Annotated in this window: 23 protein-coding genes; 19 read left to right on the forward strand and 4 right to left on the reverse strand. The window is 63.7% G+C overall.

What is annotated here, in order from left to right:
• The first annotated feature begins 58 nt into the window (after positions 1-58).
• Complete coding sequence (locus ACF8SD_RS18485; RefSeq protein WP_173888192.1) at positions 59-610, forward strand: exonuclease domain-containing protein; 552 nt, start codon at positions 59-61, stop codon at positions 608-610.
• Positions 611-683: 73 nt separating this feature from the next.
• Positions 684-968 (forward strand): pyrimidine/purine nucleoside phosphorylase, encoded by a 285-nt coding sequence (locus ACF8SD_RS18490; RefSeq protein WP_009684816.1) that lies wholly within the window; start codon positions 684-686, stop codon positions 966-968.
• Positions 969-1,081: 113 nt separating this feature from the next.
• Here the strand turns inward: ACF8SD_RS18490 and ACF8SD_RS18495 are convergent, their stop codons facing one another.
• Complete coding sequence (locus tag ACF8SD_RS18495) at positions 1,082-1,774, reverse strand: alpha/beta family hydrolase (RefSeq protein ID WP_249414328.1); 693 nt, start codon at positions 1,772-1,774, stop codon at positions 1,082-1,084.
• A 50-nt stretch (positions 1,775-1,824) separates the two neighbouring features.
• Here ACF8SD_RS18495 and ccoN (ACF8SD_RS18500) point away from each other — a divergent pair, with 50 nt between their 5' ends.
• The 16 genes from ccoN (ACF8SD_RS18500) (at position 1,825) to ACF8SD_RS18575 (ending at position 17,580) form a co-directional block, all read left to right on the forward strand.
• Positions 1,825-3,249 carry a cytochrome-c oxidase, cbb3-type subunit I gene (ccoN, locus tag ACF8SD_RS18500; protein ID WP_173888190.1) on the forward strand — a complete coding sequence of 475 codons (1,425 nt, stop codon included), beginning with the start codon at positions 1,825-1,827 and terminating at the stop codon, positions 3,247-3,249.
• A gap of 13 nt (positions 3,250-3,262) precedes the next feature.
• Positions 3,263-3,871 (forward strand): cytochrome-c oxidase, cbb3-type subunit II, encoded by a 609-nt coding sequence (ccoO, locus tag ACF8SD_RS18505; RefSeq protein ID WP_173888188.1) that lies wholly within the window; start codon positions 3,263-3,265, stop codon positions 3,869-3,871.
• Between the two features lie 5 nt (positions 3,872-3,876).
• Positions 3,877-4,071: a cbb3-type cytochrome c oxidase subunit 3 gene (locus ACF8SD_RS18510; protein ID WP_009683895.1), complete on the forward strand. Its 195-nt coding sequence runs from the start codon at positions 3,877-3,879 to the stop codon at positions 4,069-4,071.
• The gene (gene ccoP / locus ACF8SD_RS18515; RefSeq protein ID WP_173888186.1) at positions 4,068-5,009 is read left to right on the forward strand and encodes a cytochrome-c oxidase, cbb3-type subunit III; all 942 of its coding nucleotides are present in this window, start codon (positions 4,068-4,070) and stop codon (positions 5,007-5,009) included. Before ACF8SD_RS18510 ends, ccoP (ACF8SD_RS18515) begins: the two co-directional genes overlap by 4 nt.
• Positions 5,010-5,461: 452 nt before the next feature.
• On the forward strand, positions 5,462-6,904 hold the full coding sequence (gene ccoN / locus ACF8SD_RS18520; protein ID WP_173888184.1) for a cytochrome-c oxidase, cbb3-type subunit I: 1,443 nt from the start codon (positions 5,462-5,464) through the stop codon (positions 6,902-6,904).
• Positions 6,904-7,512 carry a cytochrome-c oxidase, cbb3-type subunit II gene (gene ccoO, locus ACF8SD_RS18525; RefSeq protein WP_173888182.1) on the forward strand — a complete coding sequence of 203 codons (609 nt, stop codon included), beginning with the start codon at positions 6,904-6,906 and terminating at the stop codon, positions 7,510-7,512. Before ccoN (ACF8SD_RS18520) ends, ccoO (ACF8SD_RS18525) begins: the two co-directional genes overlap by 1 nt.
• A 5-nt stretch (positions 7,513-7,517) precedes the next feature.
• Complete coding sequence (locus ACF8SD_RS18530) at positions 7,518-7,709, forward strand: cbb3-type cytochrome c oxidase subunit 3 (RefSeq protein ID WP_173888180.1); 192 nt, start codon at positions 7,518-7,520, stop codon at positions 7,707-7,709.
• Positions 7,706-8,683 (forward strand): cytochrome-c oxidase, cbb3-type subunit III, encoded by a 978-nt coding sequence (gene ccoP, locus ACF8SD_RS18535; RefSeq protein ID WP_173888178.1) that lies wholly within the window; start codon positions 7,706-7,708, stop codon positions 8,681-8,683. The genes ACF8SD_RS18530 and ccoP (ACF8SD_RS18535) overlap by 4 nt, the downstream gene beginning before the upstream one ends.
• Before the next feature lie 284 nt (positions 8,684-8,967).
• Positions 8,968-10,383 (forward strand): cytochrome c oxidase accessory protein CcoG, encoded by a 1,416-nt coding sequence (ccoG, locus tag ACF8SD_RS18540; protein ID WP_173888176.1) that lies wholly within the window; start codon positions 8,968-8,970, stop codon positions 10,381-10,383.
• Between the two features lie 15 nt (positions 10,384-10,398).
• On the forward strand, positions 10,399-10,923 hold the full coding sequence (locus ACF8SD_RS18545; protein ID WP_173888174.1) for a FixH family protein: 525 nt from the start codon (positions 10,399-10,401) through the stop codon (positions 10,921-10,923).
• Between the two features lie 155 nt (positions 10,924-11,078).
• Positions 11,079-13,553 (forward strand): heavy metal translocating P-type ATPase, encoded by a 2,475-nt coding sequence (locus ACF8SD_RS18550; protein WP_392484932.1) that lies wholly within the window; start codon positions 11,079-11,081, stop codon positions 13,551-13,553.
• Entirely contained in the window at positions 13,532-13,747 is a 216-nt protein-coding gene (gene ccoS / locus ACF8SD_RS18555; protein WP_173888170.1) for a cbb3-type cytochrome oxidase assembly protein CcoS, read from the forward strand. Before ACF8SD_RS18550 ends, ccoS begins: the two co-directional genes overlap by 22 nt.
• A complete protein-coding gene (locus tag ACF8SD_RS18560) occupies positions 13,740-14,423 on the forward strand; it encodes a sulfite exporter TauE/SafE family protein (protein ID WP_173888168.1) in 684 nt (227 codons plus the stop codon). The genes ccoS and ACF8SD_RS18560 overlap by 8 nt, the downstream gene beginning before the upstream one ends.
• Positions 14,424-14,672: 249 nt before the next feature.
• Complete coding sequence (gene hemN / locus ACF8SD_RS18565) at positions 14,673-16,055, forward strand: oxygen-independent coproporphyrinogen III oxidase (RefSeq protein ID WP_392484933.1); 1,383 nt, start codon at positions 14,673-14,675, stop codon at positions 16,053-16,055.
• Between the two features lie 186 nt (positions 16,056-16,241).
• Positions 16,242-16,976 carry a Crp/Fnr family transcriptional regulator FnrA gene (gene fnrA / locus ACF8SD_RS18570; RefSeq protein WP_009683909.1) on the forward strand — a complete coding sequence of 245 codons (735 nt, stop codon included), beginning with the start codon at positions 16,242-16,244 and terminating at the stop codon, positions 16,974-16,976.
• 55 nt (positions 16,977-17,031) lie between these two features.
• Positions 17,032-17,580 carry an adenine phosphoribosyltransferase gene (locus ACF8SD_RS18575; RefSeq protein ID WP_009683910.1) on the forward strand — a complete coding sequence of 183 codons (549 nt, stop codon included), beginning with the start codon at positions 17,032-17,034 and terminating at the stop codon, positions 17,578-17,580.
• Between the two features lie 100 nt (positions 17,581-17,680).
• On the opposite strand, the gene recR is transcribed toward ACF8SD_RS18575, so the two are convergent.
• The 3 genes from recR to dnaX all read right to left on the reverse strand — a co-directional run bounded on the left by recR (position 17,681) and on the right by dnaX (position 20,895).
• Positions 17,681-18,283: a recombination mediator RecR gene (gene recR / locus ACF8SD_RS18580; RefSeq protein ID WP_009683911.1), complete on the reverse strand. Its 603-nt coding sequence runs from the start codon at positions 18,281-18,283 to the stop codon at positions 17,681-17,683.
• Positions 18,284-18,455: 172 nt separating this feature from the next.
• A complete protein-coding gene (locus ACF8SD_RS18585; protein WP_003254305.1) occupies positions 18,456-18,791 on the reverse strand; it encodes a YbaB/EbfC family nucleoid-associated protein in 336 nt (111 codons plus the stop codon).
• A 64-nt stretch (positions 18,792-18,855) separates the two neighbouring features.
• Positions 18,856-20,895: a DNA polymerase III subunit gamma/tau gene (dnaX, locus tag ACF8SD_RS18590; RefSeq protein WP_392484934.1), complete on the reverse strand. Its 2,040-nt coding sequence runs from the start codon at positions 20,893-20,895 to the stop codon at positions 18,856-18,858.
• 120 nt (positions 20,896-21,015) lie between these two features.
• Between dnaX and ACF8SD_RS18595 the strand changes: the two genes are divergently transcribed.
• Entirely contained in the window at positions 21,016-21,789 is a 774-nt protein-coding gene (locus ACF8SD_RS18595) for a substrate-binding periplasmic protein (RefSeq protein ID WP_392484935.1), read from the forward strand.
• Positions 21,790-21,822: the final 33 nt, after the last annotated feature.

Here is a 21,822-nt window from a genome sequence, read left to right on the forward strand (position 1 = left end):
AGGTGCCGGATGCGCCGAGTTTGGCTACGCTCTAGCAGGATCTGCAAGGGAGCCTGGTATGGGCCATTGGTTGGTGATCGACCTGGAGGCCACCACCGATGAGGGTGGGTGGCCGGTCACGGAGATGGAAGTCATTGAAATCGGCGCGAGCCTGGTCACCCGCGAAGGGCGTGAGGTCGACCACTTCCAGCGGTTCGTGCGCCCGCGGCGGCGCCCGCAGCTGACCCCGTTCTGTCGCGAGCTGACCCACATCAGCCAGGCTGACGTTGACGCTGCCGCGCCGTTTCGCGAGGTGTGGGCCAGCTTCGAGCACTGGCTCGGGCAGCATCGTCAACAGCTGCAGGCCTGGGTCAGTTGGGGCGACTACGACCGCCAGCAACTGCACCAGGAATGGCACCTGCACGGCGTGGACAGCCTGCTGCGTACGCTGGCGCACATCAACCTCAAGCAACGCTTTGCCAAGGCCCGCCACCTGCAGCGCCCTGCCGGCCTGAACGGCGCCCTGCAACTGGCTGGCATGCACTTTTGCGGGCAGCAGCACCGGGCCCTGGAAGATGCGCGCAACACAGCGCGGCTGCTGCCCTTGAGCCTGCCCGCCGACGGGCCCTGAAAGCAGATGACGAGGCCATTGGGCTTGGGCATACTGGCCAGCCCTTTTTCCTCCCCTTTTTCAGGAGACGCCCATGTTCCAGGTCAACGAGTACTTCAACGGCACCGTCAAGTCGATCGCCTTCACGGGCGAAGAAGGCCCGGCCACTGTCGGCGTGATGGCCCCGGGCGAATACGAGTTCGGCACCGCCAAGCGTGAAATCATGCACGTGGTGTCGGGTGCGTTGATCGTCAAGCTGCCAGGCAGCGACAACTGGGAAACCTTCAAGGCGGGCGACACGTTCAATGTACCGGCTGACAGCAAGTTCCAGCTGCAGGTCAAGGTAGACACCGCTTACCTGTGCGAGTACCGCGACTAAGCGTCAGCCTGCATCGGCCCTATCGCCGGCAAGCCAGCTCCCACAAGATCACCGCCAGCCTCCAGGGCTGCGCAGTACGTGTGGGAGCGGGCAAGCCCGCGAAGCATCCCGCGCTAACCCTTCAGGAATGCCGCAACCTGTTCAGCCGCCGCCTGCAAATGCTGCTCATGGCTGAACCCGGAAGCCTTCAACGGCTTCAGGTCATGGTCCGCCGCCACTAGCCAGCTCACCTCGATCGCCGGCGACAACGCATACCCTGCCACCGCCTCCCGGTTGCCCAGCGCATCGCGCTCGCCCTGCACGATCAACGTCGGTGTTTTCAACTCGGCCAGGTGCTCCACGCGCGGCTTCTCGGGTTTGCCCACCGCGTAGAACGGGTACCCCAGGCACACCAGCGCATCGGCGCCCAGTTCGTCGGCCAGCAGGCTGGCCATGCGCCCACCCATCGACTTGCCACCCACAGCCAGCTTGCCCGCGACCAAAGGTCGCACCTGCCGATACACCTCGCGCCAGCTTTCCAGCAATACCTTCTGCGGGTTCGGCGGCCGCTTGCCACCGCCAACCCGGCGCTCGGCCATGTACGGGAACTCGAAGCGCAGCACCGCTACCCCAAGTGCCGCAAGCCTTTGCGCCATTTCGTCCATGAACCCGCTGTCCATCGGCGCACCGGCACCGTGGGCCAGGATCAGGCAGCCCTTGTAACCCTCCCCGCCCTCGACCCGCGCAAGATCGCAACGCAAGCCTGGGACATTTCCGACCTTCGCCCATTGATCCCCGTCAATACCGGCACTTTGCCCATTAATCATGCTTGCCTCGCTGTAAAGCCTGCCAAATAACCGTGGATGGGAACCCATACATGAACACAACCAGCAGTACCGCCTATAACTACAAGGTGGTCCGCCAATTCGCCATCATGACGGTGGTGTGGGGAATCGTCGGGATGGGGCTCGGCGTTTTCATCGCCGCCCAGCTTGCCTGGCCTGCCCTCAACTTCGACCTCCCCTGGACCAGCTTCGGCCGCCTGCGCCCACTGCACACCAATGCGGTGATCTTCGCCTTCGGCGGCTGCGCGCTGTTCGCCACGTCCTATTATTCGGTGCAACGCACCTGCCAGACCACCCTGTTCGCACCCGGCCTGGCCGCGTTCACCTTCTGGGGCTGGCAGCTGGTGATCCTGCTGGCGGCCATCAGCCTGCCATTGGGCTACACCAGCTCCAAGGAATACGCCGAGCTGGAATGGCCGATCGACATTCTGATCACCATCGTCTGGGTCTGCTACGCCATCGTGTTCTTCGGCACGCTGATCAAGCGCAACACCAAGCACATCTACGTGGGCAACTGGTTCTTCGGCGGGTTCATCCTGACCGTGGCCATGCTGCACATCGTCAACAACCTGGAACTGCCGGTCAGCCTGACCAAGTCGTACTCGGTCTATGCCGGTGCCACCGACGCCATGGTGCAGTGGTGGTATGGCCACAACGCGGTGGGCTTCTTCCTGACCGCGGGCTTCCTGGGGATGATGTACTACTACGTGCCCAAGCAGGCCGAGCGCCCGGTGTATTCCTACCGCCTGTCGATCGTGCACTTCTGGGCGCTGATTACCCTGTACATCTGGGCCGGCCCGCACCACCTGCACTACACCGCCCTGCCTGACTGGGCGCAATCGCTGGGCATGGTGATGTCGCTGATCCTGCTGGCACCGAGCTGGGGTGGCATGATCAACGGCATGATGACCCTGTCGGGGGCCTGGCACAAACTGCGCAGCGACCCGATCCTGCGCTTTTTGGTAGTGTCGCTGGCGTTCTACGGCATGTCCACCTTCGAGGGCCCGATGATGGCCATCAAGACGGTCAACGCCCTTTCCCACTACACCGACTGGACCATCGGCCACGTGCACGCTGGTGCCCTGGGCTGGGTCGCGATGATCTCGATCGGCGCCCTGTACCACACCATCCCGAAAGTGTTTGGCAAGGAACGCATGTACAGCATCGGCCTGATCAACGCGCATTTCTGGCTGGCCACAATCGGCACCGTACTGTACATCGCCTCGATGTGGGTCAACGGCATTGCCCAGGGCCTGATGTGGCGCGCAGTGAACAGCGACGGCACGCTCACCTATTCGTTCGTGGAAACCCTGGTGGCCAGCCACCCCGGCTTCATCGTGCGCTTCGTCGGCGGTGCGATCTTCCTCAGCGGCATGTTCCTGATGGCCTGGAACACCTGGCGCACCGTGCGTTCGCCGGCGCTTGATGCTGCCCCTGCGAACGCCCAGCTGGCTTGAGGAGACCTGCCTGATGAAACATGAAGTCATCGAGAAAAACGTTGGCCTGCTGGCCCTGCTGATGGTATTCGCCGTCAGTATCGGCGGCCTGACCCAGATCGTGCCGCTGTTCTTCCAGGACGTCACCAACAAGCCGGTCGAAGGCATGAAGCCCTACACCGCGCTGCAGCTCGAAGGCCGCGACATCTACATCCGCGAAGGCTGCGTGGGCTGCCATTCGCAGATGATCCGCCCATTCCGCGCCGAAACCGAACGCTACGGCCACTACTCGGTCGCCGGCGAGAGCGTGTGGGACCACCCGTTCCTGTGGGGCTCCAAGCGTACCGGCCCGGACCTGGCCCGGGTCGGCGGCCGCTACTCGGACGACTGGCACCGCGCGCACCTGTACAACCCGCGCAACGTGGTGCCGGAATCGAAAATGCCGGCGTACCCCTGGCTGGTCGCCCAACAGGTGGATAACAGCCACACCGACGTGAAGATGCGCACCCTGCGTACCCTTGGCGTGCCGTACACCGACGACGACATCGCCGGTGCCCGCGACGCGGTCAAGGGCAAGACCGAGATGGACGCGCTGGTGGCCTACCTGCAGGTGCTTGGCACCGCGATCAAGAACAAGAGGTGATTGCGATGGAAATGGACACCGGCATGATTCGCGGCCTCGGCACCCTGGTGGTGATGGTCGCCTTCATCGGCCTCTCCCTGTGGGTATTCAACCGCCGTCGCGACCGTGATTTCGCCGAGGCGCGCTTGCTGCCCTTCGTCGACGACCGCCTGCCCGCTGCCGGGCAGGAACCTGCTGCAAAAAGGAGTAACGGGCAATGACCACCTTCTGGAGTACGTATATCAGCGTACTGACCATCGGGAGCCTGATTGGCCTGACCTGGCTGTTGCTCGCCACCCGCAAGGGCCAGAGCCACAACCCCACCGACCAGACCATGGGCCACAGCTTCGACGGCATCGAGGAGTACGACAACCCCTTGCCCAAGTGGTGGTTCTGGCTGTTCGTTGGCACCCTGGTGTTCGCGGTCGGCTACCTGATCCTTTACCCGGGCCTGGGCAACTGGAAAGGCATTCTGCCGGGTTATGAAAATGGCTGGACCGGCGCCAACGAATGGCAAAAGGAAATGGACAAGGCCGACGCCCGCTTCGGGCCGATCTTCGCCAAGTACGCCGCCATGCCGGTGGAGGAAGTGGCCAACGACCCGCAGGCGTTGAAAATGGGCGGGCGCCTGTTCGCCTCCAACTGCTCGGTCTGCCATGGCTCGGACGCCAAGGGCGCGTTCGGCTTCCCCAACCTCACCGACAAGGACTGGCGCTGGGGCGGTGATGCGCAGACCATCAAGGCGTCGATCATGAATGGCCGCCATGGTGTGATGCCGGCCTGGGCCGAGGTGATTGGCGAGCAGGGCGTGGCCGACGTCGCCGCGTTCGTGCTGACCAGCATGGACGGCCGTAAACTGCCGGAAGGCGCCAAGGCCGACCCGGCCAAGGGCAAGGAGATCTTCGCCGGCAACTGCGTGGCCTGCCACGGGCCGGAAGGCAAAGGCACCCCGGCCATGGGCGCGCCCGACCTGACCCACCCACAGGCGTTCATCTATGGGTCGAGCTTTGCCCAGCTGCAACAGACCATCCGCTACGGTCGCCAAGGGCAGATGCCGGCGCAGGCCGAGATTCAGGGTAACGACAAAGTGCACCTGTTGGCGGCTTATGTGTACAGCCTGTCGCAGGATGGCGCGGCTGAAACCGTGACCTCCAAGTAATAGCCCTGGGGCCGCTTTGCGGCCCATCGCGACGCAAGGCCGCTCCTACAGGAGATCGCATTTTTTCTGAAGGAGCGGCCTTGCGTCGCGAAAGGGCTGCAGAGCAGCCCCAGCGCTCCCCCGCCCTACTCCCCCCCTTGCACCCCCTCCGAACAGAACTAAGCTTGTTGCCACAGTGGGCATACTACGAAAGCACCGGCGCATACGCCGCGCCTGGCGAGTGGCCGCCCCCAAAAAAAGCTTGACCGATCGATCAGAAAAAGGTGAAAAACGGTACACATTACAAATATTTATTTGTGTACAATCCACCTGACCCGAGCGCTGCGGGACATCAGTGAACGGGCCCGGACACGGGTCGGCGTACCAAAGTTGCGTTGCGGTAACCCGGATGGTTATCAATACTGGCGCCGATTTTTCAACCAACAAGAACATCAAAACCGTGGAACCTTAGAATGAGCACAGCAATCAGTCCGACTGCTTATAACTATAAGGTCGTCCGCCAGTTCGCCATCATGACGGTGGTCTGGGGGATCCTTGGCATGGGCCTCGGCGTCTTCATCGCCTCGCAGCTGGTGTGGCCACAACTGAACCTGGACCTGCCCTGGACCAGCTTCGGCCGCCTGCGTCCGCTGCACACCAACCTGGTGATCTTCGCCTTCGGCGGCTGCGCGCTGTTCGGCACCAGCTACTACGTGGTGCAGCGCACCTGCCAGACGCGGCTGATTTCCGACAGTCTGGCCGCCTTCACCTTCTGGGGCTGGCAGGCAGTGATCGTCGGGGCGCTGATCACCCTGCCGATGGGCTACACCACCACCAAGGAATACGCCGAGCTGGAGTGGCCACTGGCAATCCTGCTGGCCATTGTCTGGGTCACCTACGGGGTGGTGTTCTTCGGCACCATCGTCAAGCGCAAGACCAAGCATATCTATGTCGGCAACTGGTTCTACGGTGCCTTCATCGTGGTCACCGCGATGCTGCACATCGTCAACCACATTTCCCTGCCGGTCAGCCTGTTCAAGTCGTACTCGGCCTACGCCGGCGCCACCGATGCGATGATCCAGTGGTGGTACGGGCACAACGCCGTGGGCTTTTTCCTGACCACCGGCTTCCTGGGCATGATGTATTACTTCGTGCCCAAGCAGGCCGAGCGGCCGATCTACTCGTACCGCCTGTCGATCGTGCACTTCTGGGCGCTGATCACCCTGTACATCTGGGCCGGCCCGCACCACCTGCACTACACCGCCCTCCCCGACTGGGCGCAGTCGCTGGGTATGGTGATGTCGATCATCCTTCTGGCGCCAAGCTGGGGCGGCATGATCAACGGCATGATGACCCTGTCGGGGGCCTGGCACAAACTGCGTACCGACCCGATCCTGCGCTTTTTGGTGGTGTCGCTGGCGTTTTACGGCATGTCCACCTTCGAAGGCCCGATGATGGCCATCAAGACCGTCAACTCGCTATCGCATTACACCGACTGGACCATCGGCCACGTGCACGCCGGCGCCCTCGGCTGGGTCGCCATGATTTCGATCGGCGCCGTGTACCACATGATCCCACGCCTGTATGGCCGCGTGCAGATGCACAGCGTTGGCCTGATCAACGCGCACTTCTGGTTGGCCACCATCGGCACCGTGCTGTACATCGCCTCGATGTGGGTCAACGGCATTACCCAGGGCCTGATGTGGCGTGCCATCAACGATGACGGCACCCTCACCTACTCGTTCGTCGAAGCACTGCAAGCCAGCCACCCGGGCTACATCGTGCGCGCCCTGGGCGGTGCGTTCTTCGCCAGCGGCATGCTGCTGATGGCCTACAACGTGTTGCGTACCGTGCGTGCCGCCAACCCGGCACAGGCTGAAGAAGCCGCCAAGATCGTCGTTGTGGGAGCGCACTGATGAAGCATGAAGCCGTCGAGAAGAACATTGGCCTGCTGGCCTTCTTCATGGTCATCGCGGTAAGCGTCGGTGGCCTGACCCAGATCGTCCCGCTGTTTTTCCAGGACGTGACCAACAAGCCGGTGGAGGGCATGAAGCCGCGTACCGCCCTGGAAGTGGAAGGCCGGGACATCTATATCCGCGAAGGTTGCGTGGGCTGCCACTCGCAGATGATCCGCCCGTTCCGCGCCGAAACCGAGCGCTACGGCCACTACTCGGTCGCCGGCGAGAGCGTGTGGGACCACCCGTTCCTGTGGGGCTCCAAACGCACCGGCCCGGATCTGGCACGGGTCGGTGGCCGCTACTCCGATGACTGGCACCGCGCGCACCTGTACAACCCGCGCAACGTGGTGCCGGAATCGAAGATGCCGGCCTACCCCTGGCTGGTCGAGAACACGCTCGACGGCAAGGACACCGCGAAGAAGATGGAGGTGCTGCGCACACTCGGCACACCGTACACCGACGCCGACATTGCCGGCGCCCGTGACGCGGTCAAGGGCAAGACCGAAATGGACGCCCTCGTGGCGTACCTGCAGGGTCTTGGCACCATCATCAAGAGCAAACGGTGACGCTGATGGATATCGGGATGATTCGCGGCCTGGGTACCGTCGTGGTGATGGTGGCGTTCGTGGGCCTGGCGCTGTGGGTGTTCAACCCACGGCGCAAGAAGGACTTCGACGAAGCGACCCAACTGCCCTTCGCCGATGACCCCGAGGCCAAACAGCCCGTCGAGCAAGCAAAAGCTTCTGGGAGCAAACAACAATGACAACCTTCTGGAGTCTGTACGTTACCGTCCTGACCCTGGGCACCATCTTCTCGCTGACCTGGCTGCTGCTGTCGACCCGCAAGGGCCAGCGCGAAGAGGTGACCGACGAAACCGTCGGGCACGCTTTCGATGGTATCGAGGAGTACGACAACCCACTGCCGAAATGGTGGTTCTGGCTGTTCGTCGGCACCATCGTCTTCGCCCTCGGCTACCTGGTGCTGTACCCGGGGCTGGGCAACTGGAAAGGCATGCTGCCGGGTTATTCGTACCTGGACAACGACAAACAGACCGAGTTTTCCAACGGCCAGCAGGGCTGGACCGGCGTGCACGAGTGGGAAAAGGAAATGGCCAAGGCCCAGGCGCGCTTCGGCCCGATCTACGCCAAGTTCGCCGCCATGCCTATCGAGGAAGTGGCCAAAGACCCGCAGGCGCTGAAAATGGGCGCACGCCTGTTCGCCTCCAATTGCTCGGTATGCCATGGCTCCGACGCCAAGGGCGCCTTCGGTTTCCCCAACCTGACCGACAATGACTGGCGCTGGGGCGGCGAGCCGGAAACCATCAAGGCCACCATCATGGGCGGCCGCCACGGTGTGATGCCGGCATGGGCCGAAGTGATCGGCGACCAAGGTGTGGCCGACGTCGCGGCATTCGTGGTCAGCAAGCTCGATGGCCGTACCCTGCCGCAAGGGGTCAAGGCCGATGTGCAGAACGGGCAGAAGATCTTCGCCGCCAACTGCGTGGCCTGCCACGGGCCGGAAGGCAAAGGCACGCCAGCCATGGGGGCACCTAACCTGACCCACCCGCAGGCGTTCATCTACGGCTCCAGCTTTGCCCAGTTGCAGCAGACCATCCGCTATGGCCGCCAGGGGCAGATGCCGGCCCAGGAACAGCTGCAGGGCAACGACAAGGTGCACCTGCTGGCGGCTTATGTGTACAGCCTGTCGCACCAGGCTGAGCCGGCCAAGGCCGAGTAAGGCAGGCCTGGCCTCTTCGCGGGTAAACCCGACCCTTGTAGGAGCGGGTTTACCCGCGAAGAGGCCGGTACTGGCACAGCATTTCTCGCAGGCTGATGACCTGGATCAATTGACACCTGCCATAACACGATTCATACCGCGAACCCAACGCGACTAAAGGTCGCAGTGCGACCCCGGGCCGCCCACAGCGGCGTATCATGAACCGCAGAGCGCTAGCAGATTGCGCGAGACTGCGGCCGGCACGCACTGGCCGCGGCATTTTTCCACTGCCGTGGGACTTGATGATGAGCAAGCAAATTCCGGTACATGATGTAACGCCGCCTGCCACGAAAGGGAAGGACGCCGTCGACCTCTACGCGTCCCGCGAAAAAATCTATACCCGCGCCTTCACCGGCCTGTTCCGGCGTTTGCGCATGGTTGGCGGTGCCGCACTGTTCCTGCTGTACTTCGGCACCGTATGGCTGAACTGGGGTGGCCACCAGGCGGTGTGGTGGAACCTGCCCGAGCGCAAGTTCTATATCTTCGGTGCCACCATCTGGCCGCAGGACTTCATCCTGCTGTCAGGCATCCTCATCGTCGCCGCCTTCGGCCTGTTCTTCATCACCGTGTTCGCAGGCCGGGTCTGGTGTGGCTACACCTGCCCACAAAGCGTGTGGACGTGGATCTTCATGTGGTGTGAAAAGGTCACCGAGGGCGACCGCAACCAGCGCATCAAACTCGACAAGGCGCCCATGAGCGCCAACAAGTTCCTGCGCAAGTTCAGCAAGCACAGCCTGTGGCTGCTGATCGGTTTCGTCACCGGCATGACCTTCGTCGGCTACTTCTCGCCGATCCGTGAACTGGTGATCGAGTTCTTCACCGGCCAGGCCGATGGCTGGGCCTATTTCTGGGTCGGCTTCTTCACCCTCGCCACCTACGGCAACGCCGGTTGGCTGCGCGAGCAGGTTTGTGTGTACATGTGCCCCTACGCCCGCTTCCAGAGCGTGATGTTCGACAAGGACACACTGATCGTCTCCTATGACCCGCGCCGCGGCGAAACCCGGGGGCCGCGCAAGAAAGGCGCGGATTACAAGGCCCAAGGCCTGGGCGACTGCATTGACTGCACCTTGTGCGTGCAGGTCTGCCCGACCGGCATCGACATCCGCGACGGCCTGCAGATCGAATGCATCGGCTGCGCGGCCTGCATCGATGCCTGCGACAGCATCATGGACAAGATGAACTACCCCAAAGGGCTGATCAGCTACACCACCGAGCACAACCTCTCCGGGCAGAAAACCCACCTGCTGCGGCCACGCCTGATCGGCTACGCGCTGGTGCTGCTGGTGATGATCATCGGCCTGGCCACGGCCTTCGCCACCCGCTCGCTGGTCGGTTTCGACGTCAGCAAGGACCGTGTGCTGTACCGCGAAAATGCCCAGGGCCGGATCGAGAACGTGTACAGCCTGAAGGTCATGAACAAGGACCAGCGTGACCATGTGTATGTGCTGGACGCCACTGGCCTGCCAGACCTCACGCTCGAAGGCCAACGCGAGATCCGCGTGGCCGCCGGGGATATCGTCAGCCTGCCGGTGCAGCTGTCGGTGGCGCCGGAAAAACTGCCATCGACCACCAACGAAATCACCTTCATCCTCAACAGCGCCGACGACAGCAGCGCGCAGGTTGAAGCCAAGAGCCGCTTCATCGGCCCACAGATCCGCTAAGAGAGATAACCCACAATGCCTGCCACCGCCGCCGACCCTTGGTACAAGCACCTCTGGCCCTGGATCATCATTGCGATCCTCACCACCTCGGTGTGCCTGAGCCTGAGCATGGTCAGCATCGCCGTCAACAACCCGGACAACCTGGTGAACGACAATTACTACGAGGCGGGCAAGGGCATCAACCGCTCACTGGACCGCGAACTGCTGGCACATAAGCTGCGCCTGCAAGCCAGTGTGCATCTGGATGAACTGACCGGCGAAGTGGACCTGCGCCTGACCGGCAACAGCAACCCGCAGAACCTGGAACTGAACCTGATATCGCCCACCCAACCGGAAAAGGACCGCAAGGTGCTGCTGAGCCAGGTCGAGGCCGGGCGTTACGTGGGGCAGCTGCAAGACAAGGTTGACGGGCGGCGTTTCGTTGAGCTGCTGGGCAGTGAAGGTGGCCAGGTGTGGCGGCTGTTCGAGGAGGAAAAGGTCGAGCATGGCGTGACCTTGCAGCTGGGTGATGAAGCCATCCAAGGCGCCGAGCACTTGTAGGAGCGGCCTTGTGTCGCGAAAGGGCTGCGCAGCAGCCCCTGCAACCTATGCTGCGAAGCTGAGATCGTGGGGCCGCTTCGCGCCCCTTTCGCGACGCAAGGCCGCTCCTACAGGGAAGCGCGCCAACCGGCCGCTATGTGTAAGGCAATGATGTGATGACCCAACCCACCCCCTGCTACCACTGCGCCCTGCCCGTCCCCGCCGGCAGCCGCTTCACCGCCGTGGTCCTCGGCGAGCCCCGGCAGTTCTGCTGCCCCGGCTGCCAGGCAGTGGCCGAGGCGATCGTGGCCGGCGGCTTGGAACACTACTACCAGCACCGCAGCGACAACAGCGCCAACCCCGAAGCGTTGCCCAGGCAGTTGCAGGACGAACTGGCCTTGTACGACCGCAGTGACGTGCAGCAAACCTTCGTCCACCACGTGGGCGACCTGGCCGAGGCCACCTTGCTGATCGAAGGTATCAGCTGTGCGGCGTGTGGCTGGCTGATCGAAAAACACCTGCGCAACCTGCCCGGCGTCGCCGAGGCGCGCCTGAACCTGTCCAACCACCGCCTGCTGGTTGCCTGGGATGCCTCGCAGCTGCCACTGTCGCGCCTGCTGGCCGAACTGCGCCAGATCGGTTACGCCGCCCACCCCTACCAACCCGACCAGGCTGCCGAGCAGTTGGCCCGGGAAAACCGCAGCGCCCTGCGGCGCCTGGGCGTAGCCGGGCTGCTGTGGTTCCAGGCAATGATGGCGACCATGGCCACCTGGCCGGAATTCAACATCGACCTGTCGCCCGAGCTGCACACCATCCTGCGCTGGGTGGCGCTGTTCCTGACGATCCCCATCGTGTTCTACAGCTGCGCACCGTTCTTCAAAGGCGCCGCCCGCGACTTGCGCACCCGCCACCTGACCATGGATGTTTCGGTGTCACTGGCCATTGGCCTGGCCTTCGGTGCGGGTATCTGGACAGCCATCACCGGCAGCGGCGAGCTGTATTTCGACACCGTGGGCATGTTCGCCCTGTTCCTGCTGAGCGGGCGCTACCTGGAACGCCGCGCCCGCGAGCGCACCGCAGCGGCCACGGCGCAACTGGTGAACTTGCTGCCGGCTTCGTGCCTGCGCCTGGACAGCCAAGGCCGCAGCGGGCGCATTCTGCTCAGTGAACTGCAATGCGGCGACACCGTGCAGGTGCTGCCCGGCGCGGTGATTCCCGCCGACGGGCGCATCGTCGAAGGCCGCTCCAGCGTCGACGAATCGCTGCTCACCGGTGAATACCTGCCACAGCAGCGGCGGGTGGGGGACCGGGTCACCGGCGGCACCTTGAACGTGGAAAGCACGCTGAACGTAGAAGTCCAGGCCCTGGGCCACGACTCGCGGCTGTCGGCCATCGTCCGCCTGCTGGAGCGTGCACAGACGGAAAAGCCACGCCTGGCAGAAATTGCCGACCGCGCCTCGCAGGGGTTCCTGCTGTTCTCGCTACTGGCCGCAGTGGCCATCGGCCTGTGGTGGTGGTATCTGGAGCCGGCACGGGCGTTCTGGATCGTGCTGGCCATGCTGGTGGCGACCTGCCCTTGTGCGCTGTCGCTGGCCACCCCCACCGCGCTCACTGCAGCCACCGGCACCTTGCACAAACTTGGCCTGCTGGTGACCCGTGGCCATGTGCTGGAAGGCCTGAACCAGATCGATACGGTGATTTTCGACAAGACCGGCACGCTGACCGAAGGCAGGCTGACCTTGCGCAGCATTCGCCCGCTCGGCAGCCACCCCGCGGACCGATGCCTGGCGCTGGCGGCGGCTTTGGAGAACCGCTCGGAGCACCCCATCGCCCGCGCGTTCGGGCGCGCGGCCACACCCGCTGAAGAGGTGCAGACTGTGCCCGGCGTGGGCCTGGAGGGGCTGGTCGATGGCCAGCGCCTGCGCATTGGTCAGGCCAGCTTCGTCTGCGCCTTGAGCGGTGCGCAAATACCCGCAGTGCCCGAGCCTCGCGGCCAGTGGCTGCTGCTGGGCGACCGCCAGGGGCCATTGGCCTGGTTCGGCCTGGACGACCGCTTGCGCGATGATGCACCGGCCCTGCTGGCTGCCTGCAAAGCGCGGGGCTGGCGCACCCTGCTGCTGTCTGGCGACAGTTCACCGATGGTGGCGGAAGTTGCCGCGCAACTGGGCATCGACCACGCCATTGGCGGCCTGCGCCCGGACGACAAACTGGACCGCCTCAAAGCCCTGCAGGCCGACGGGCGCAAGGTGCTGATGCTGGGTGACGGGGTCAACGATGTGCCGGTGCTGGCCGCCGCCGACATCAGCATCGCCATGGGCAGCGCCACCGACCTGGCTAAGACCTGCGCCGACGCAGTGCTGCTGTCCAACCGCCTGAACGCGCTGGTGCAGGCGCTGGAACTGGCGCGCCGCACCCGCCGCAATATCCTCGAGAACCTGCTGTGGGCAACCCTGTATAATGGCCTGATGTTGCCGTTCGCCGCCCTCGGCTGGATCACCCCGGTGTGGGCTGCTGTCGGCATGTCGGTGAGCTCACTGATCGTGGTGCTCAATGCCCTGCGCCTGACCCGCTTGCCAGTCAGCGCCGGGCTGCTCGCGATGGATGCCGCGCAACCCGCCAGGAGTACGCCATGCCCGCCCTCTATGTCATGATCCCCGCAGCCCTGCTGCTGGTCGGCGTGGCCGTGTACATCTTCTTCTGGGCCGTGGACAGTGGCCAGTACGACGACCTCGATGGCCCGGCGCACAGCATTCTGTTCGACGACCAGGACCCTCGTCACCAGGCGGCGGTCAAACCCGACGACACGCCGGACAACGCCGACAAGGACTTGCCACCCCGTGCCTGACCTGCTTCCCCTGCTGGGCTCGGCGCTGGTGCTCGGTTTGCTCGGCGGCGGCCACTGCCTGGGCATGTGCGGCGGTCTGATGGGTGCGCTGACCTTGGCCATCCCCCCTGAACAACGCGGCAGGCGCCTGCGCCTGCTGGTGGCGTACAACCTTGGGCGCATCTTCAGCTATGCCTGCGCCGGGTTGCTGCTGGGCCTGGCCGGCTGGGCCGTGGCCAGCAGCCCGGCTGCCCTGGCCCTGCGGGTCCTGGCCGCCTTGCTGTTGATTGCCATGGGCCTGTACCTGGCCGGCTGGTGGAGCGGGCTGACGCGTATCGAGGTGCTAGGCCGCGGCGTGTGGCGGCATATCCAGCCGCTGGCGTCGCGCTTGCTGCCGGTGTCCAGCCTGCCCCGTGCGTTGCTGCTGGGGGCCTTGTGGGGGTGGTTGCCATGCGGGTTGGTGTACAGCACGTTGTTATGGGCGGCCAGCCAGGGCCACGCCGGCTACAGCGCGGCGTTGATGCTGGCGTTCGGGGTGGGCACCTGGCCGGTACTGCTGGCCACCGGATTGGCGGCAGAGCGGGTAAACACTTTGTTGAAACGGCGCAGTGTGCGGGTGGCCGGCGGGGTGCTGGTGATGCTGTTTGGTATCTGGACCATGCCCGGGCCGCACCAGCATTGGCTGATGGGGCATTGAGGGCTACAAGCTACAAGCTACAAGCTACAAGCTACAAGCTACAAGCTACAAGCTACAAGCTACAAGCTACAAGCTACAAGCAAAAGCAGATCTGCTTTCGACTTTCGACTTTCGACTTTCGACTTTCGACTTTCGACTTTCGACTTGCCGCTTGCCGCTTGCGGCTTGGCGCTTGATACAAATCAACACAGATTCCTACAGACGCCCATAGACTCCGGTTCACTGCTGCTCTTTCCGGGGACCGCCCACATGCTCGACGACATTCGTTGGGATACCGACCTGATCCGCCGCTACGATCTCGCCGGGCCACGCTACACCTCCTACCCGACCGCCGTGCAACTGCACAGCGAGGTGGGTTCGTTCGACCTGCTCCACGCCCTGCGCGAAAGCCGCCGGGCGGTACGCCCGCTGTCGCTGTATGTGCACGTGCCGTTCTGCGCCAACATCTGCTACTACTGCGCCTGCAACAAAGTCATCACCAAGGACCGCGCCCGCGCCGCGCCGTACCTGCAGCGCCTGGAGCAGGAGATTCAGCTGATCGCCTGCCACCTGGCACCGAAACAGCGGGTGGAACAGCTGCATTTCGGCGGCGGCACCCCGACCTTCCTCAGCCATGTGGAACTGCGCCAGCTGATGACTACCCTGCGCCAGCACTTTCACTTGCTGGACGATGACTCCGGCGACTACGGCATAGAGATCGACCCCCGCGAAGCCGACTGGTCGACCATGGGCCTGCTGCGTGAACTGGGTTTCAACCGCGTCAGCCTCGGCGTGCAAGACCTCGACCCAGCCGTGCAGCGCGCGATCAACCGCCTGCAAAGCCTGGAGCAGACCCGCACCCTGATCGAGGCGGCGCGCACCTTGCAATTCCGCTCGATCAACCTCGACCTGATCTACGGCCTGCCCAAGCAAACCCCGCAAGGCTTCGCCCGCACCGTCGAAGAGGTGATCCGGCTGCAGCCCGACCGCTTGTCGGTGTTCAACTACGCCCACCTGCCCGAACGCTTCATGCCACAACGGCGTATCGACAGCAGCGACCTGCCCAGCGCGGCCGCCAAGCTGGAGATGCTGCACGCCACCATCGAGCAGTTGACCGCCGCTGGCTACCGCTATATCGGCATGGACCATTTCGCCCTGCCCGACGACGAGCTGGCCATCGCCCAGGAAGAAGGCACCCTGCAGCGCAATTTCCAGGGCTATACCACCCACGGGCACTGCGACCTCATCGGCCTTGGCGTGTCGGCCATCAGCCAGATCGGCGATTTGTACTGCCAGAACAGCAGTGACCTCAACACCTACCAGGACAGCCTGTCCAACGCTCAGCTGGCGACCCAGCGCGGCCTGCTGTGCAACCATGACGACCGCATCCGCCGGGCGGTCATCCAGCAACTGATCTGCCATTTCCAGCTGGATTACGAACCCATCGAGCAAGCGTTCACGATCGATTTTCGCGGTTACTTCGACCACCTCTGGCCAGAACTGCTGACCCTGCAGCGCGACGGCCTGATCAGCCTGGACGACAAGGGCATCCGCATTCTCCCGGCAGGGCGCCTGCTGGCGCGCTCGGTATGCATGGTGTTCGATGCCTACCTGGCGCTGCAGAACCGCCAGCGCTTCTCCCGGGTTATCTGAAAAGCGAGACGTTCAACCGCATGGACACGCCACCTTGCCAGGCACACTATGGGCGAACAAGGACCCCCGGCAGGCCATTTGCCGGGGTTTCGCCAGCGCGCAGCATCGATGCGCACACTGGCCTACACCCTGTGTCGTAGGTTACCCTTACGACTTATGTGTGCTTTCCCACAAGGATCGATCCAAATGTCCGAGCCAGTCAAACTGCGCCCCCACAACCAGGCCCATTGCAAGGATTGCAGCCTGGCCCCCCTGTGCCTGCCTCTTTCGCTCAACCTGGAAGACATGGATGCACTGGATGAAATCGTCAAACGCGGGCGTCCGCTGAAAAAAGGCGAGTTTCTGTTCCGCCAGGGTGACAATTTTGGCTCGGTCTACGCGGTACGTTCCGGTGCCCTGAAAACCTTCAGCCTCAGCGACAGCGGCGAAGAGCAGATCACCGGTTTCCACCTGCCCAGCGAACTGGTCGGCCTGTCAGGCATGGACACCGAAGCCTACCCGGTGTCGGCGCAAGCTCAGGAAACCACCTCCGTGTGCGAAATCCCCTTCGAGCGCCTCGACGAACTGTCGGTCCAGCTCCCGCAGCTGCGCCGCCAGCTGATGCGGGTAATGAGCCGTGAAATCCGCGATGACCAGCAAATGATGCTGCTGCTGTCGAAAAAAACCGCCGACGAGCGCATTGCCACGTTCCTGGTGAACCTGTCAGCACGTTTCCGCGCCCGCGGTTATTCGGCCAACCAGTTCCGCCTGAGCATGTCGCGCAACGAAATCGGCAACTACCTGGGCCTGGCAGTGGAGACCGTGTCACGGGTGTTCACCCGCTTCCAGCAGAACGGCCTGCTGCGCGCCGAAGGCAAGGAAGTGCACATCCTTGACCCGATCCAGCTGTGTGCGCTGGCCGGTGGTGCAATGGAGGCCTGAGGCCGGTATTTAGCGGGTATACTTGGGCATTCGTTTTCCCAGGATACCCGCAACAATGCACAGCGACGCCTTCGACCTCAAAGCCCTGATCCGCCCAGTGGTGGACTTTCCCAAGCCCGGCGTGATCTTCCGTGATATCACCCCGCTGTTCCAGTCGCCGCGCGGGCTGCGCTATGTGGCCGACCAGTTCATCGAGCGCTATGTCGAGGCTGAGTTCAGCCACATTGGCGCCATGGACGCGCGGGGTTTCCTGATTGGTTCGATCATCGCCCACCAGTTGAACAAGCCACTGATCCTGTTCCGCAAGCAAGGCAAGCTGCCAGCCGACGTGCTGAGCGAGGGTTACCAGACCGAGTACGGCGAGGCCTTCCTGGAGGTGCACGCCGACAGCCTGTGCGAAGGCGATTCGGTGTTGATTTTCGATGACTTGATTGCCACGGGCGGGACCTTGCTGGCAGCGGCCAACCTGGTGCGCCGCACTGGTGCGCAAGTGTTCGAGGCCGCCGCGATCATCGACCTACCCGAACTGGACGGTTCGCGCCGGCTGCAGGCGGCGGGAGTGCCGACCTTCTGCCTGACCGAGTTTTCCCTCAGCGAGTATTGAGTTTCAAGTTGAAAGTCGCAAGTCGCAAGCAAAAGCCGATCTGCTTTTGCTTGTAGCTTGTAGCTTGTAGCTTGCAGCTTGCAGCTTGCAGCTTGCAGCTTCAGAGCGAAATCGGCCGTCGCCCGGCAAAGGCATGGGCCAGTGTCCCGCCATCCACCAGTTCGAGTTCCCCGCCCAGGGGCACACCATGGGCGATGCGCGAGGCCACCAGGCCTTTTTCATTGAGCAGTTGGGCGATGTAATGCGCCGTCGCCTCGCCTTCCACGGTCGGGTTGGTCGCCAGGATCACCTCGGTGAAGGTACCCTGCTCTTCGATCCGCGCCATCAGTTGCGGAATGCCGATGGCCTCCGGGCCCAGGCCGTCCAGCGGCGACAGGTGGCCTTTGAGCACGAAGTAACGGCCGCGGTAGCCGGCCTGCTCGACCGCATACACATCGGTCGGCCCCTCGACCACACACAGCTGGGTGTCGTCACGCCGTGGGTCAGCACACTGTGGGCACAGGTCCTGCTCGGTCAAGGTGCGGCACTGCCGGCAATGCCCTACCCCTTCCATGGCCTGGGTCAAAGCCTGAGCCAGGCGCAGCCCCCCGCTACGGTCACGCTCGAGCAGTTGCAGGGCCATGCGCTGGGCGGTTTTCTGGCCTACACCTGGCAAGATGCGCAGGCCGTCGATCAATTGGCGGATAAGGGGGCTGAAACTCATGGGGAAGGCCTGACAATTCAATAAGGGGCGGTTTATACCCAGCGGGGGCAGTGGCGTCAAATCAGCCTCCGGGGTGGAGCGCGCCGGGTCAAGAATAATGACCGCGGCGGCTGCGAGTACGCACAAAAAAAACCGCCGCTGGTGTCAGCGGCGGTTTTCGAGGGCGCATGCCTTAGAACGGCATCTTGAAGCCCGGCGGCAGCTGCATGCCGGCGGTCATGCCGCCCATTTTTTCCTGGCTGCTCTGCTCCACCTTGCGCACTGCATCGTTCAACGCAGCGGCGATCAGGTCTTCCAGCACTTCCTTGTCATCTTCATCGGTCGACATCAGGCTCTGGTCGATGCTGACGCGCTTGACGTCGTGACGACCGGTCATCACCACGCTCACCAGGCCGCCACCGGACTGGCCGGTGACTTCGGCGTTGGCCAGCTCTTCCTGCATTTTCTGCATTTTTTCCTGCATCTGCTGGGCCTGCTTCATCAGGCCGGCCATGCCACCTTTCATCATGGGGGTATACCTCGATTGGGTCATTTGATGCGGCCCGGCGCCGGGCCGGCCGCAGGGTTATCCGTTACTGGCCCTGGTTGGCCAGGGCTTCTACAGGCTCAATAGTATCCTGCCGCACCTTGGCACCGAACAACTTGATCATCTGCTGGATCAATGGATCCTGCTCGATCGAGGCGACGGCGCCCTGCTGACGCTCGGCCCGCTTGCGCGCGGCGGCCTGGGCCGGGGTTTCCTGCTCGGGCAGGACCAGTTCGATGCGCAGGTTCAACGTGCGCCCCAGATGCTGGTTGAGCGCCTCGTTCAAGCGCCGCTGCTGGGTGGTGTTGAACAGCGCACCCTGGCCTGGGTCCAGGTGCAGCAGCCAGTCGTCGCCATCGGCGGCAATCAGCGTACAGTTTGCTGCGATGTTGCCTGTCATACCGGAGACAGGCAACTGTGGGAATAATTCCAGCCATTGCAGGGCCAGACCGGTGGCCGGCTTGGCGGCTGGCAACGGGGCAGGCGCGGGCGCAGGGGCTTCTTCCTGAACGTGTTCGGCCAACTCGTCGAGGTAGCTGAAGCCAACCGGATCGCTTTCGCCGCCATAGTAGTCCTCGTCCAGCGGCGGCTCGTCGTCCCGGTCCATGCCAACGGCGGCATAGGCAGACGGGTCGAAAGGCGGCTCGTCATGCACGACAGGCGCAGCCTGCGGGGTCGGCCGCGGGGCTAGCGCGGGCTCGGCAACAGGCTCTGTGACAGGCGCGCTGGCCGGGGCTGGGTCCTCCCACGGCAGGTCGACCACCTCGGCGACGGGCTCAGGCACCGAAATGGCCTCGACTTCGGCCCTCAGCTCGGCGTCTGCGGGCAGCTCGGGCTCATGGTCCACCGTGGCTGGCGGCGGCACTACCAGCGGCGCGGGCGCCGGCTCGGCGGCGGGCGGCGGCACGGCAGGCGCAGGGGCTGCCACCGGGTTGGCAGGATCAGCTGTGGCCTGGCTGATCCCCACTGGCTTTAGCACCGGTTTCGGCGCATCGTCGGTGTCGGCCGGGCGGAAGGCGAGCATCCGCAACAAGACCATCTCGAAGCCACCACGCGGGTCCGGCGCCAGCGGCAGGTCACGCCGGCCGATCAGGCCCATCTGGTAATAGAACTGCACATCCTCGGCCGGTAATGCCTGGGCCAGCGCCAGCACCCGGTCACGGTCGCCCTGGCCGTTGTCCACTGCCTCGGGCAGCGCCTGGGCGATGGCTACACGGTGCAGCACGTTGAGCATTTCCGCCAGCACGCCAGCCCAGTCCGGGCCTTGCTCGGCCAGGTTGCGCACGGCCTCCAGCAGGGCCCGGGCATCGCCCTCGAGCAGCGCCTGCAGCACCCCATAGACCTGCCCGTGGTCGAGGCTGCCGAGCATGGCCCGCACATCGGCGGCCAGCACCTTGCCTTCGCCGAATGCGATGGCCTGGTCGGTCAGGCTCATGGCGTCACGCATGGAGCCGTCGGCGGCACGGCCCAACAGCCACAGGGCATCTGCCTCGAACGGGACGTTCTCCGCAGCAAGCACATGGCTGAGGTGCTCGACCACCCGCTCTGGGCTCATGTTCTTCAGCGAGAACTGCAGGCAACGCGACAGGATGGTGGCCGGCAGCTTCTGCGGATCGGTGGTGGCCAGGATGAACTTGACGTACGGCGGCGGCTCTTCCAGGGTCTTGAGCAAGGCGTTGAACGAGTGCGTCGAGAGCATGTGCACTTCGTCGATCAGGTAGACCTTGAAGCGCCCACGGCTGGGCGCGTACTGCACGTTATCGAGCAGTTCGCGGGTGTCTTCGACCTTGGTACGGCTCGCGGCGTCGATTTCGATCAGGTCGACGAAGCGGCCCTCGTCGATCTCCCGGCACACCGAACAGGTGCCGCAGGGCGTGGAGGTGATACCCGTCTCGCAGTTCAGGCATTTGGCGATGATACGGGCAATGGTAGTCTTGCCCACGCCACGAGTACCCGTGAACAGGTAGGCATGGTGCAGGCGCTGGTTGTCCAAGGCATTGATCAAGGCCTTGAGCACATGGGTCTGGCCGACCATTTCGCGGAACGAGCGCGGACGCCATTTACGTGCAAGAACCTGATAACTCATCGAAAAACCATCGTAGCCTGATCGAGCGGAAGATCGCTAATGCTAGCGGAGCGGGGGCAAAATTGCACCCTGCGCAGCTCGGCTAAGCTATGAATCGAGCGCCTGTTGTCCAGGGAGGAGATGCTTTTGCGAAAACTGCTGGCCTTGCTGTTGGTCTGGGCTACCCAGAGCGTGGCTGAACAGCCGGTGCTGCGTTTTTCCGTGGCTGAAAGCTGGAGCATGCCGCTGGTGCGGGTTGAAGACGACCAGCCGGTTGAGGGCCTGGTCTATGACCTTGTACAGGCGCTGGCCAGGGAAGCAGGGGTCCGCCCGCAGTATCACGTGATGGCCAGGCTGCGCTTGCAGGAGGCCATGGACAGCGGTGACATTGATGTGCGTTGCTATGTCAGCACGCAATGGTTCAATGACCGCCCGGGGGACTTTGTCTGGAGCATCCCGCTGATCCACCAGCGCGACGTGCTGGTGGGGCGCCTTGACGACAGCATCCCGGTCGCCGCAGAGCAACTGCCACCCCAGGCCATCGGCACGGTGCTGGGGTATACCTACCCAACCTTGCAACCCCTGCTTGACCAAGGCCGCCTGAGCCGCGAAGACAGCCGCAGCCAGCTGCTGGTCCTGCAGAAACTGCAAGCCCACCGCTACCGGCATGCAGTGAGCAACGAGTTGTCGCTGCAGTGGTTCAACCAAGGGCAGCCGGCGGCTCAGCAACTGCAAGTACTGGCAGTGCTGGAGGAGCAGGACCTGGGGTGCATGGTGCGCAACGACCCGGCGATACCCACACAAGGGCTGCTGCGCGCCTTGGTGCGGCTGAAGCAGACGGGGGTAATCGAGCGGATCCTTCAGCGGTACGCGGGGATGGGCCGTAGCGACAACCCGTCTGTCGCTCGCCCGTGAAACAGAAGCGCTGGTGATGTACAGAGGCTGCAA

The organism is Pseudomonas sp. CJQ_9 (assembly GCF_043106615.1).
GTDB lineage: Bacteria > Pseudomonadota > Gammaproteobacteria > Pseudomonadales > Pseudomonadaceae > Aquipseudomonas > Aquipseudomonas juntendi.